Origin of the sequence: Legionella sp. PATHC035, from assembly GCF_026191115.1 — a bacterium.
GTDB lineage: Bacteria > Pseudomonadota > Gammaproteobacteria > Legionellales > Legionellaceae > Legionella.
In genome coordinates this window covers 2,166,902-2,180,805 of the sequence record NZ_JAPHOT010000001.1, presented here as the reverse complement: position 1 = coordinate 2,180,805, position 13,904 = coordinate 2,166,902, and the positions used below count along the sequence as shown (strand labels likewise).

Sequence of the window (13,904 nt, the reverse complement as noted above, 5' to 3'; positions counted from 1 at the left end):
CTATTGACTCCAAAAAATCAAATAATTTTACACTTTTGTTACAACAAACTGAGCATTTTTGGTTCACATATTGCAAAAACATTGCTATTATCCGCCGTGATTTATAACCTTGGAGTAAAACATGGCATTATTTTCACAACAAACAAAAAAAAGCATCGGAAATTTCTTCAGTGGGCTTGCCTATGCACCAGCTACTGCTTTTACCGGCATTGCTAAATTCTTACTAGGCTCTACTGAAAAAGATAAAAAAACCGGTCAAGTTACGGTTAATCGTGGTCTAGTTGGCTATTTAGTTGACGCCATCAAGCTTGTAGTTGGCTTGGTAGGGGATGGTATTAAAGCTCTTACTCGTACAGCTGCTGACTTTTTAAGTGCGCACAAGAAAGCGATTGCTGTTGCTGCTTGGGCTTCTTTAGCTGTTGCTGGTGCTGTTGCTCTTACTTTATTCTTGTGGCCTGCTGCTTTAACTGCTGTTGCTGCATTCTCAGTCTACGGTATTTCGATTGCAAGTATCGTTGGCGCTAACGCTCTTGCGCAAATCGGTCTTGCTTCTGCCGTATCTTTTGTAGCTGCTTCTACTGTAGCTTATTTAGGTGCTGCTGTTGGCAACTTTGCTAAATGGGTTTCAGGCTGTTGTAAAGAGTTTCGTGCTAAACGCCAATATTCTTCGCTCGCTTCAACTATTGAAAATGATGAGCAGGAAGAAGCACCTTTCACACCAAATTCTCCTAGCGCACTCAGCACTTTAGGTTCTTCTAAAGGTGAAAAGAAAGAGAAAGATACAACAGTACGTCACTTTCCACCACTTGGTGTAACTACTACTGATGCTCCTAAAAAACGAACAGAAGAAGATTTGCTTGGTGGTCTGGACTTAGATGCTCATCAAACTGGACAAAAGGTTGCAAGCAATATCTAGTCTACTGACTGTAAATTACGCTAAAACGCGGCCTAGGCCGCGTTTTTTTATTGGTACACGCAAAAGGGCGGCAATCCAATTAAAATTCGCCAATGCCGTGCGCATGACGCGCCTGATAGTAAAACATGCCTATCATTAAGACCCCAGCAATAACTCAGTTACCTACAGCATTTATCACTCATATGCGTTATAATCTCTCATTTTATACTAGCAGGTAACTCATTGATGGCAAAACAACGTAAAATGCTGGTAACCAGCGCCTTACCCTATGCAAATGGCCATTTACATCTTGGTCATTTAGTCGAACATATTCAAACGGATATCTGGGTGCGCACCCATAAAATGTCGGGCATCGAGTGCATCAGCATTTGTGGCGATGATGCGCATGGGACCCCAATTATGTTGAAAGCAGAGCAACTGGGGATTACACCAGAAGCGTTGACTGCTGAAATTAAGTTAAGCCATGAACAAGACTTCAAAGCCTTTGCCATTGATTATGATTGCTATCACACCACCCACTCCCCAGAAAACCAGGCATTGGCGTCAGCAATTTACGAGGCATTGCAAGCAAATGGCTCAATAATAAAAAGAACCATACGCCAGGCTTATGACCCCGTAAAACAAATGTTTTTGCCCGATCGTTATGTCAAAGGAACATGCCCCAAATGCAGTGCTAAAGATCAATATGGCGATAACTGTGAAGTATGTGGTGCAACCTACTCCCCGACGGATCTCATCGATGCGGTATCTGCTATCTCTGGTGCCAAACCTATAGAAAAAGATTCAGAGCATTACTTTTTTGATTTGCCTCGTTATGAGCATCTCTTAAAAGAATGGACCCGGAGTGGTCACTTGCAAGCAGAAGTAGCGAACAAGCTGGATGAATGGTTTGCCGCCGGATTAAAACAATGGGATATTTCGCGCGATGCGCCCTATTTTGGATTTCCTATTCCTGGGACTACCGACAAATACTTCTATGTGTGGCTTGATGCCCCTATTGGGTATATGGCCAGTTTTAAGAAATACTGTGACGAGAAGAATATCTCCTTTAGTGAGTTTTGGGATAAGGACTCCGCAACCGAATTGTACCACTTCGTAGGTAAAGACATTGTTTACTTTCATGCGTTATTTTGGCCCGCCATGCTTGCTGCCAGTGGTCATCGCATGCCCACAGCAGTCTATACCCATGGCTTTTTGACTGTTGACGGTCAAAAAATGTCTAAATCACGTGGGACTTTCCTTGAAGCGCGAACTTATTTACACCATTTACATCCTGAATACCTTCGCTATTATTTTGCTGCCAAACTCAATGGCCGTGTTGATGATTTGGATTTAAATTTTGATGATTTTATCAATCGCATCAACGCTGATTTGGTGGGTAAAGTGGTCAACATCGCCAGTCGTTGTGCCGGTTTTATTAATAAACGCTTTGATAATCGTCTCAGTGACCGCTTAAGTGATCCGCAGCTGTATGCAGAACTGCTGGAAATGCGTGCGGAGGTCATCGAATCTTTTATTTCTCGTGATTACGCACGCGCTATTCGCCACATCATGGATTGTGCCGATAAAGTAAATCAGTACATTGATATGAATAAACCCTGGGTTTTGGCCAAAGAGGAAGGACGTTTATCTGAAGTTCAAGACATTTGCACCATGGGAATTAATTTATTTCGCATCCTCATCACTTATTTAAAGCCGGTATTGCCGCTGATGGCAAAAGCCGCGGAAGACTTTTTGAATTGCGCGCCGCTTACTTGGGATGCACTTGATCATCCCTTATTGAATCACCATCTCAATACTTTCCAGCCCTTAATGGTGCGTGTTGAAAAGGAAAAAATACTAGCCATGCTGGAGCAATCCAAACAGGTGTACAATGGCCTCAGTTAAAGAAATTGACGTGCTTTTGCCCCAAACTCAATGCGGTGAATGCGATTTTCCTGGTTGCTTACCCTATGCTGAAGCCTTGGCTCAAGGGACAACCACGATTAATAAATGTCCTCCTGGAGGAGTTGCCACCGTCAAAGCGCTAGGAGCATTATTGCAGGTTGACCCAACTCCTTATTTGCCAGACGCACTTGCAAAGACTCGAGCGCCATCGGTTGCAGTCATTCGTGAAGCAGAGTGTATTGGTTGTACCAAATGCATCAAAGCGTGTCCAGTCGATGCAATCATTGGCAGTGGCAAATTAATGCATGCCGTAATCGAACATGAATGCACCGGCTGTGGTTTGTGTGTCGCACCCTGTCCGGTTGATTGCATTGAGATGGTTACTTTACCTGAGGTGCATTACGATAAAGATTTGGCACGCACACGTTTTCATGCGAAACAAACCCGTTTATTGCGCGAGGAACATGAAAAGCAACAAGCTTATAGAGAAAAACGCCAACTTGCTTTGAAAGCAGATAAAACTCAAGACATACAGGCTAAGCAAGACTACATTCAACAAGCATTGGCACGTGTAAAAGCGAAAAAATTATGAATAAGCTAAAACGTCGAGAAATTTTTGTACGCTTTCGTGAGCAAAATCCTCATCCAACGACTGAATTAGTTTATCATTCTCCCTTTGAGTTATTAATCGCGGTCATTTTATCAGCACAAGCAACGGATGCTGGCGTCAATAAAGCAACCGCTAAATTATTTTCTGTTGCCAACTCGCCTCAAGATATTCTAGATTTGGGACTGGAACAATTAAAGGAATATATTAAATCAATCGGTCTTTATAACAGCAAAGCACAAAATATTATCAAAACCTGTGCTTTGTTGGTTAAAAAGTATGATGGACAAGTTCCCAATGGACGTGAAGAATTGGAGTCTCTACCTGGAGTGGGGCGCAAAACCGCCAATGTCATTCTAAATACAGCCTTTGGTGAACCCACTGTTGCAGTAGACACCCATATTTTTCGAGTAGCAAATCGGACTGGACTTGCTAAAGGGAAAACCCCTTTAGCGGTGGAAAAAGCACTCGTAAAAAACATAGATCCTGAATTTTTAAAAGATGCCCATCATTGGCTGGTTTTGCATGGACGATACGTGTGTACGGCACGAAGCCCTCACTGCAAGACATGCATCATCCAGGAGCTTTGTGAGTACGCGGATAAGAATTTATAAGAGAATTTTTTTTCTCTATAGGGGAAGAAGAACACCCTCACCCCTACCCCTCTCCCACCTGTGGGAGAGGGGATATTGCATCATTGATGGCTGTGAACAATTACGCCACTGTCACTAAGCTAAGAGATATCCCTTCTCCCCAAGGGAGAAGGTGCCCGCAGGCGGATGAGAAATTGAGGGCGCACACCTCAGCTCTGTCCCACAAGGGGTAGAGGGAATATTGCATCATTGATGGCTGTGAACAATTACGCCACTGTCATTAAGCTAAGAGATATCCCTTCTCCCCAAGGGAGAAGGTGCCCGCAGGCGGATGAGAAATTGAGGGCGCACACCTCAGCTCTGTCCCACAAGGGGTAGAGGGAATATTGCATCATTGATGGCTGTGAACAATTACGCCACTGTCATTAAGCTAAGAGATATCCCTTCTCCCCAAGGGAGAAGGTGCCCGCAGGCGGATGAGAAATTGAGGGCGCACACCTCAGCTCTGTCCCACAAGGGGTAGAGGGAATATTGCATCATTGATGGCTGTGAACAATTACGCCACTGCCATTAAGCTAAGAGATATCCCTTCTCCCCCAGGGGAGAAGGTGCCCGCAGGGCGGATGAGGGTTGGATAAAAATATAAGTTACGGACAACAACAATGAAAGAAAGCACTAGAAACACTTTTATAAATTTCATTTTATTAAAATGTTACCAATTTTTATCAAAGGAAGATAACGTAACCAAAAGAACCTATCTGTATGATTTCGAGCAATTCACCCAGGAAATAAAACCTGGAGATGTGCTCTTGGTAGAAAGCCATACCCGTATGGGTAATATTATTCGCCTCATTTCCGAAAGTACCTGGACTCACGCTGCTTTATATATTGGGCGCCTTGAGGACATTACTGATCCGTCTTTACGTGAAATAGTACAAAAAAATTCTCCAAATCTGACTTCAGATCAGCTCATCATAGAGAGTGTCCTTGGCGAAGGAACTCGCATTTCCTGTGTTGATGAATATAAAAATGATCACATCCGCATTTTAAGACCGTCCTTACTTCTCCCCGAGGATAAAGAAAAAGTGATTGCTGCCGCCATTCATAAAATTGGCAAATACTACAGTTTAAGGCATCTTTTTGATCTGGCACGCTTTATTTTTCCTTGGAGTTTTTTTCCACGTAAGTGGCGCTCTTCTTTATTCCAGCACAATATGTTGCAACCCACAGAGGATATATGTTCTTCGATGATTGCTTATGTGTTTCAATCGGTAAACTACCCTATTTTGCCGCTGATAAAAAAAGATAAAACAGGCTATGCCTTAATCCACCGAAATCCCCGTCTTTATACCCCTAGCGACTTTGATCTGTCCCCCTTTTTTGATGTGATCAAATACCCCATCTTACCCCTGCAAAAAGGTCAAACTTATCATGACTTGCCCTGGAAGAGTCAATTAATCAGTAATGACATTGAAATCGTTGAGCTGAAAGATAAAGAATAACCCACTTTGTTTTTAGACAAATTGATCTTAATAGAATCGTAGCAACATGTTATGTTCCTGCGCTTCATGAGAAAAAGACTAGCATTTCTGAATTTTTACCCCTACAATAAAATTTCGTTGTTGCAGGGAGGGCAAACATATGAGCTGGTGGACATCTACCGTTAATGGAGCCAAATCATTTGGCAATGGAGCAACATGGGTTTGGAATAATGCACCGATAAAGCAAACCATAACCTATGCTGCGAATACAGCATTTTATGTAGTTGAGCAAGTTTTAGCTTTACGTGAGGCGATTCCTGCTGTAGTTACGCCGCCAGTGATGAAAATCGTCAATGGAGCAGGAAATATACTTTTCTATGATGTTTTACCCGTAGCTACAGTACATTTTGTCAACAACGGAATACAAAACTACGTTCGCCAGAACTATCAAGAAGATTCAACAACTGGGCTGTCACCCTACTCCTTAGTTTTACCGACTTTGGCTTTAATAAACTATGGAGTTCAGGCATATACCTACAGACAAGCACCTAAATTAATAGCACATACTTTGGCTCTTGATGTATTTGGTTCCTCAGCTTTTAATGAACACAAAGGAAAACAGACTCCTCCGCCTCCAACCCTCTGCGGCGAAACAGAAGAAGATTGTAATTTTAAACGTAAATTTAAAGGTTCTCTGCGTGAGCCTTTAGTATTGATGCTAAATGATCTCTTACTTTGGGGAATTAGCAAATTTCCTTATGGTGGCGAACAAATTTCTTGGGTATTAGCCATCTATTTTTATGGTGAATATATTACGCGTATGGCCACACCAGAACGCTGCGAGCGGCATAAGGCCATGAAGTCAGAATCGATACTGTCTTTGGGTTTAACCTACACCGCCGCGTCAACTTTGATGGATTATGGGCTTGAGTCCACGGTGGGAACTCCTCCTTATCTTTACCTCAGAACCTTACGCCATTTACTCCTTTTGACACATATTAATCTTGCATCGTACATGGCTTTACCCTTAGTTCGATCCGCAAAAGGCGCAATACCTGTCGACCCTTTAGTTATTTTTGATCGTATGAAACGATTTGCTGTTGATGTTGCGTTTGCAGGATTGATGAAAAGAATACCTATTGATTTTAAACAGCCACCAGGCTCAAAACCATTCATCCCTCTATCCACCGTTTTTAAATTCTTGACGAACATACTAGAAAGTGATTTAGAGCAAGTACAAGTCACACAACCCGGTTTTTTCAAGAAAACGGCAAGAGTTCTTTTACCCAATATGTTTCTTAGCCCTAAAAATGCAGTCAATGATCCTGTGATTAAACAATTTTGGCCTGACATACGCAGTGATTTACTCTACATTCTAGAGATAGTGGAAGCGGCAAAACCAGTTAAATCACTTACCACAGCGCATAAGCCTATTGCTGCCACTGTTAAATATACCCTTCCGGTTTTATTAAACTACCGGTTCGGCTTACCTATAAAATTATCTGAATTTCTATTATCCTTGAGTAAAAAGGAAGACTTTTGGACGTTTGTTACTGCACTTAAATTATGGCTAGAACGAAACAATGTAGCTTACGAGGTCATCTTGGCAAAAGGAAATTCGAAAGTGGGTTTACATGAAACAGGCAGGATCATTGAGCTTCCCCCTGAGTCGCTAACTAAAGTTCTGCCTCCTGCAGATGATTTGAAAACAGTAAGAGCACCCTCGGTGACAGATGCGAAACGATTAATTCCCCAAAAAACTGGGACTTTAATCACCGCCAACAGTTTATTTTCTACCAAACAGCGCCCTAAGCTCGTAGGTAATGCTGGTAGCCTACCACCGAAAAATGAAGAACTATCTGCCTCGCAATCATCACAGGAATATGCGTCACTCGAATACAACTAATCAATTAAGGTGATTAAAGAATGCCTGCAGCAATCCTGATTCTTTTCATCACCTTAATTGGAATTGCTATTCGTAGAATGAGTCATGTCATCATTCCCATTTGGCTAATAACTACGGTAGGTGCTGCATTAGCGCTATTATTGCGGCAAATCACTCCAATTCAGGCAATTGCCGCAATTGAACCGGAGGTGATGCTCTATCTGTTTGGGGTTTTTTTCATCGCCCAAGCAGCCGAAGACAGTGGTTATCTAGAACAGCTAACTGATAGAATATTTTTTCATGCCCACACAGGAAAACAGGCTTTAATCGTTATTCTGTTTATTCTGGGCTTAAGTGCTTCTTTGCTTATGAATGATACAATTGCCATCATCGGCACCCCCATTATTCTCCAATTGTGTCAATCACATAAAAAGTTAATTAAACCGCTACTTTTTGCACTGGCCTTTTCAATCACTATTGGCAGTACGCTCACTCCCATCGGTAATCCACAAAATTTATTGATTGCTGTAAAAGGAAACATGCCATCGCCTTTTTTTCAATTCATAAGACTCTTGGCATTACCCACTGTAATAAATCTTATCATTACTTATTTTTTTATTTATTTTTTATATCGAGAAATCCTAAATGAACCTATAGAAAAGCCTATTCCTAAGTCTGTCAATGATCATCATACAATAACCCTAGTTCGATTGAGCCTCATCATTTTCTTTTTTCTAATCAGTCTTAAAATAATTTTTGAATCCATACAATCACCTATCCACTTAAATTTTAGTTACCTGGCACTTATCTCATCCTTGCCAATTTTTTTTAGTAAACTCCGATGGGAACTCCTCAAACGTTTGGATTGGGGCACTTTGATTTTTTTCGCGAGTATTTTTATTCTGATGCAAAGCGTATGGGATAGTGGTTTCTTTCAAACGCGAATCAATCATGCTCAACTTTCGGTTACAGCAGTTCCTGTTATCTTGATAATCAGCATCATTCTAAGTCAATTTATTTCCAATGTGCCGTTAGTCGTCTTATATTTACCACTACTCCTGCACCATTGTGTTTCTGATTCAAGTTTATTGGCTTTAGCGGCAGGAAGTACCATTGCAGGCAATTTATCAATTTTAGGAGCAGCAAGTAATATTATTATCATTCAAAATTGTGAGAAAAGAGGTGTTAGAGGCTTTGGTTTCTTTGAATTCATAAAAATCGGCGCTCCTCTTACTCTCGTGAACATTTTAATTTATGCCTGTTTTCTATAAAAAATTCCGTTTTTAAGCCCACAGAATCCCTGCCTTAAGCAAAACTGGCCAACTATTGCCATATTAAATGCAATGGTGTTATATTTACGCGCGAATTAGTTCATTACAGGGCAATTATCAGCACAGGCCAAGGAACAATTATGGAAATCCGATAAATATGAATCAATCATTGCCTTCACAGCATTCACGCTGTTTTTTGTTTCTGACTGTAGGTGTAATTACCTCCCTGATTTTATTAATCAATGTCTCTTTTAAAATTGTACTTATTCAAGGGCTAATATTTTCTGTAAATGGTTTAATCTGCCCACTTATAGCAGGCTTGTATTTATTAGCATTAAGAAATTGCACGATTAAAGAGCAAAGACACATGCTCAATATGTCTCTAATGACCTTGTATCTCTATTGTATTGGCGTTTATGTCCTAATCAATTTACCCGCAGCGGAGTACATGCATGATAATTCGGTTTATCAAATTATTTTTGAAGACATACCTAAAAAGTTCTTTGCCACCACGATTGCTTTTGCCTTGAGCTTTTACCTGCCCCATCTCTTGGTTTATCCTAAATCCAGTAAATCGTCACCCACTCCCAAGCAATGCATGCTTCTTGCAGTATTAGGTGGCATCAGTTTTTTTGGACTGGACTTTTTTCTCTTATTTTCTGGAACCCATCTTCAAAGTTTCAAACTCATTTTTATTGATTCATTGATGATTACCTCACTGATACTGCTGCTTATCGGTGTTTTCTATCTGACTTTATTATTGAAACACCAAAACTTATTTTTTCCTGACCGCGGCAGAGAGGAGTTACCCTTATATCATTACTTTATTTGTATTGCGATTGTGGTCATGCTTATTTGTTTGGCATGCGAATACAGAATAGTAACCATTATCAATAAATATATGGTGCTCTCGGCAAGCTCATTATTTTTTCCCATTACCCTAGTAATTAGTACCATTCTCGGTGAACTTTGGGGTTATCGAGTCAATCTAAAATTATGCCTGATACTCATTGCCACCCAATTTACCTTCGATGTTTTACTGATGGGGCTTGTAGCCTTGCCCTCTCCAACGTTTTTTAATTTGAATCCTTTTTACAACTACATTATGTTGAAGAGATTACCCACTGCTTCTCTGACCTTGTTTATTGGGTTTATCAGTAATGCTATGCTGCTCCATTATTTGAAACATTCCAAATGGAGCTTTCATCGTCCACTACGTATTTTAATCGCTAATTTTTGTTCTACTTCTTTATTATGTTTGATTGACTATAGTTTACTATTCGGCGGCATCTATCCGTATGATCAAATTATTAATTTAGTAGCAAATGTTTGGCATTATAAATTATTTATGGCCTTGATTTTTTTACCATTTATTTTGTGGTTCTGTGCTTATATGGAAAAAAACAAGTCACTGGCTTTACAGTATGATTGAGGCGCGACCTCGGAGGATTTTGACGTCATCCAAGAGAGTAATCAACGTGCTACAAAGTGGAGCTCCCTCACTACTTCGGGATGACGGGCTTAGGAGTGTCATTGAATTTGGCTGGAAAGTCAGATTTTCGCTTGGGTTGAGCGCAAATCTGACTTTCCAGTCATCCAGCGTGAGCACTTATTTTTTCACCGGTCTCTTCCAGCCATAAACCGTTTTCTGTCTTGATTCAGTGAGTGTCAACTCACCAGGGGGTACGTTTTTACGAATCGTACTGCCGGCGCCTATAGTTGCATAGGCACCAACTGTTACTGGAGCAACGAGCTGAGTATCTGAACCGACAAAAACGCCATCCTCAATAATGGTTTTGTGTTTGTTCACTCCGTCGTAATTGCAGGTAATCGTACCAGCCCCCACATTCACTTGTTTTCCAAGAGTTACATCACCCAAATAGCTTAAATGACTTGCCTTAGAACCCTCATCAAATACAGCCTTTTTGGTTTCCACAAAATTACCTATCTTACAGTGTGGCGCCAATTCGGTGCCTGTTCTTAAGCGCGCAAAAGGGCCGATGGTACAATCATTCGCAATAGTACACCCCTCTAAAACACTGTTAGCATAAATCTCACAACCTGCTCCCAAACTGACATCGGTGAGTACGCAATTAGGACCTATAGAGCAGCCATCGCCAAGCACTACTTTTCCTTTAAATACACAGTTAATATCAATGAATACGTCTTTACCACAGACTAACTCACCGCGTACATCAACGCGATTGGCGTCAGCAAGCATCACCCCTTGCTGCAATAATTGTTCTGCATGTCGCACCTGCCATATGCGTTCTAATTGCTGCAATTGTAACCGGTTATTGACACCTTGAATTTCTGCGCTATCTTTTACACTCAGTGTTTTAATTGGGGTTTGACTGGCAACCGCTAAAGCAATAATTTCCGTTAGGTAATACTCAGACTGAGCATTGTCATTACCCAGTTTGGGCAGCCAAGAGGCCAAGTCATCAGATAATGCGCAACAAATCCCAGAATAAATTTCTTTTATATTCTTTTCTTGCTCATTTGCATCTTTTTCTTCTACAATGATGGAAACTTCACCTTGGTTGTCTCTAATAATACGTCCAAGACCGCTAGGATCTTCGAGATGAGCAACCAAAAGTGCCAAAACGGATTTATAGGAATTTGCTGTATTGCTGCATTCGATTAAAGCGTGCAACGTATTTGCTTGAATAAGTGGTACATCAGCAGATAAAACAAGTACTTGTGTTTGTGGTGGAATAAACGGTAAGGCTTGCATGACTGCATGTCCAGTACCCAATTGTTCTGCTTGATAGACCCAATGCACAGGTAAGTCAGGGAGTGAGTTCTTAAGTTGTTCACCACCATGACCGTATATAACATGAATTACATCAGGATTTAGTTGTTGTGCGGTTTCTACTACCCGAGTCAGCATAGGCTTCCCAGCAATTTGGTGAAGTACTTTAGGGGTACTAGAATACATTCGTTTGCCTTGTCCTGCAGCTAAAATAATAATTTGTAAGTTCATGGAGTTATGAATTCCTAGGTTAAGCACAATGACAGCTATGCAATGAAAAGTCTGTCTCAATAGTACAGGTATGATAACTAAATTACAGTTCAAGGAGTAGAGCGATGACCATATTTGTTAGAACAGTCCAAGCACTTATTGACCGCGTTTTAAATAAATCAATTGAAGATTCAATTGCTGATGATAATGGGATGTTATATGGATTTTTTCGAGATACCAAACATTCTGAGCAGCAAAGAAATATAACCCGTACTCTGCAAAAATTAGTTGCAGACTTTGTAGCAAAAGATACAGATAAAGAAAATTTAACCGCTTTGCAGGGACTCATTAGCGACATAGATAGCGCAGTTGAAGGGATGCGTGCAAAAAAGTCATGGAGCCGCGGTGATTTGAATAGCACCTTAGCTAACCTTAATTCAACCCTGGATCGATTCTACCGTTGTCTCGTAGAGAAATCTGAGAAAAATGAGAAAAGTGAAAACGGTGAAAAATCCTTTACTTTTATCGATGTCGCTGATGATGATGATCCGTTTAATCTACTGTGCGCTCATGCAGCCTATTATTTGGGCGAACATATTATTTGTCCACCAGAAGAAGGGATGCTCGCGAAAATATATGAAAAAGTGACCAATTCCATTAGTAACTCTACAGCGATAGAAATCAGAGCCAAAAAAGAAGAGTGCCTGATGAAAAATATTCTCATCTGTAAGAAAAAACTCGGGGGGTTAGATCCAGACAAACCGGATTATAAAAGTTTACGTAAGACATTTGTTATTGAAGCAATACAAGCTATTCATAGAGAAAATGCTGAAATTTGCGAAGAATCCAAACCCATTGACTCGATACCGGTGCAAGTCACTTTGATCGCTGTTGCACGTGTCAAAGCGCCCACGATAAAACCAAGTCGTGGGCGATTAAAAGTTGCAATGGACAATGCATTTGAAGAAATTGAAGCCCGAGCCCACGATAAAAAAGAAAAGGAAGAAGAGAAAGTAGCGCTAACAATGTAATTTGCGGCGTTAAAAATCCCATCTCTCCGCTGGGAGATGGGAAAATTTTGAATCGTTTGGTAGCCTGGATAGAAAATTATTTAGCTAAGAAGTCAATTCACCGCAAAGATCGGTTTCCATCAGCTTTTTTATTTCTAAAATTTCTAATCGTTTACTCAGTAAATACAATAACTTACAATGAGCTGCTTCTGGAGTCATATCATGGCCGCTGATCACTCCAGCTTTCTTTAAAGAATGTCCCGTCGCGTATTGGCTCATTTCCACACCACCTTGTTGGCATTGGGTGCAATTGACAATGATTACCCCTCGGGCGCAAGTATCCTTCAGCAATTTTAAAAAACGAGGATCATTATTTTGTGCATTCCCTGCGCCGTATGTCTCGAGAATCAAACCACATAGGGGCTGATTTAAAATGTAAGTCAAAACCTCGGTAGCAAAGCCAGGGAATAATCTAAAATTGGCAATAAACTGTGGCTCTATTGTTTGTAAATGAAACGTTTTTTGCGGTCGTTTCAGCAACAAGCTTTTCTGAACTTTTATTTCAATCCCAATAGATGCTAGATGGGGATAATTCGGAGAGTCAAACGCTTTGAACCCTTGTGAACTAATTTTTTGTGAGCGATTCCCGCGTAATAGATGTTGGTTGAAATAAATACATACTTCATGGATAGGCTGATTCGCACAAAGCCATAAGGACGTGATCACATTATCGATTGCATCATTACGCACTTCAGATAATGGAATCTGCGAGCCGGTTATCAGTACCGGTTTACCCAAGTTCTCCAACATAAAGGATAAAGCCGATGCAGTATAGGCCATAGTATCTGTGCCATGAAATACCACAAAGCCATCAAAATTGGCATAATTGTCCGCTATATCACGTGCTATTCGATTCCAGTCGTAGACCGTCATATTCGAAGAATCAAGCAGTGGGTCGTATTCTTTTATCGAATATTCAGGCATGTCTTCATGTTTGAGCAAAGGAATTTGTTGCAAAGCAGCTTCTACATAGCCTGCAGCGGGCTCATAACCATTTTCTGTCTTAATGCTACTAATAGTCCCGCCCGTATTGATGATTAAAATTCTCTTTTTCATATGCTTTAAACTCAAAATATTTGTTCCAATTATATACGTTTATTGAATCGAGGGTAGAGTCATGCATACAGAGGGATTACAATCCATTGATATGACCTTATACACCGGCCGAAAATCTCGCGCCATTTGGTGAGTATCGAGATGATTCGTAATTGTCACTCTTGAGACTATAT

General features: G+C 40.7%; 11 protein-coding genes. 9 read left to right on the top strand and 2 right to left on the bottom strand.

The window, feature by feature from the left end:
* Positions 1-121: 121 nt before the first annotated feature.
* The 8 genes from OQJ13_RS09615 to OQJ13_RS09580 all read left to right on the top strand — a co-directional run bounded on the left by OQJ13_RS09615 (position 122) and on the right by OQJ13_RS09580 (position 10,072).
* Positions 122-916, top strand: coding sequence for a hypothetical protein (locus OQJ13_RS09615; RefSeq protein ID WP_265710633.1), 795 nt, complete (start codon positions 122-124; stop codon positions 914-916).
* A gap of 225 nt (positions 917-1,141) precedes the next feature.
* Positions 1,142-2,803 (top strand): methionine--tRNA ligase, encoded by a 1,662-nt coding sequence (gene metG / locus OQJ13_RS09610; protein ID WP_265710632.1) that lies wholly within the window; start codon positions 1,142-1,144, stop codon positions 2,801-2,803.
* Positions 2,790-3,395, top strand: a complete 606-nt coding sequence (locus OQJ13_RS09605) for an RnfABCDGE type electron transport complex subunit B (protein ID WP_265710631.1) — start codon at positions 2,790-2,792, stop codon at positions 3,393-3,395. The genes metG and OQJ13_RS09605 overlap by 14 nt, the downstream gene beginning before the upstream one ends.
* On the top strand, positions 3,392-4,024 hold the full coding sequence (gene nth, locus OQJ13_RS09600; protein ID WP_265710630.1) for an endonuclease III: 633 nt from the start codon (positions 3,392-3,394) through the stop codon (positions 4,022-4,024). Before OQJ13_RS09605 ends, nth begins: the two co-directional genes overlap by 4 nt.
* A gap of 641 nt (positions 4,025-4,665) precedes the next feature.
* Entirely contained in the window at positions 4,666-5,505 is an 840-nt protein-coding gene (locus OQJ13_RS09595; protein ID WP_265710629.1) for a YiiX/YebB-like N1pC/P60 family cysteine hydrolase, read from the top strand.
* A 139-nt stretch (positions 5,506-5,644) separates the two neighbouring features.
* Complete coding sequence (locus tag OQJ13_RS09590; protein WP_265710628.1) at positions 5,645-7,390, top strand: hypothetical protein; 1,746 nt, start codon at positions 5,645-5,647, stop codon at positions 7,388-7,390.
* 20 nt (positions 7,391-7,410) lie between these two features.
* Entirely contained in the window at positions 7,411-8,640 is a 1,230-nt protein-coding gene (locus OQJ13_RS09585) for an SLC13 family permease (protein WP_265710627.1), read from the top strand.
* Positions 8,641-8,797: 157 nt separating this feature from the next.
* Positions 8,798-10,072, top strand: coding sequence for a VUT family protein (locus tag OQJ13_RS09580; protein ID WP_265710626.1), 1,275 nt, complete (start codon positions 8,798-8,800; stop codon positions 10,070-10,072).
* 177 nt (positions 10,073-10,249) lie between these two features.
* Here OQJ13_RS09580 and glmU read toward each other — a convergent pair whose 3' ends face one another.
* Positions 10,250-11,626, bottom strand: a complete 1,377-nt coding sequence (glmU, locus tag OQJ13_RS09575; protein ID WP_265710625.1) for a bifunctional UDP-N-acetylglucosamine diphosphorylase/glucosamine-1-phosphate N-acetyltransferase GlmU — start codon at positions 11,624-11,626, stop codon at positions 10,250-10,252.
* A gap of 104 nt (positions 11,627-11,730) precedes the next feature.
* On the opposite strand from glmU, the gene OQJ13_RS09570 reads away from it, so the two are divergent.
* Positions 11,731-12,636, top strand: coding sequence for a hypothetical protein (locus tag OQJ13_RS09570; protein WP_265710624.1), 906 nt, complete (start codon positions 11,731-11,733; stop codon positions 12,634-12,636).
* Between the two features lie 84 nt (positions 12,637-12,720).
* Here the strand turns inward: OQJ13_RS09570 and ansA are convergent, their stop codons facing one another.
* Positions 12,721-13,731 (bottom strand): asparaginase, encoded by a 1,011-nt coding sequence (ansA, locus tag OQJ13_RS09565; protein ID WP_265710623.1) that lies wholly within the window; start codon positions 13,729-13,731, stop codon positions 12,721-12,723.
* Between the last annotated feature and the right edge of the window lie 173 nt (positions 13,732-13,904).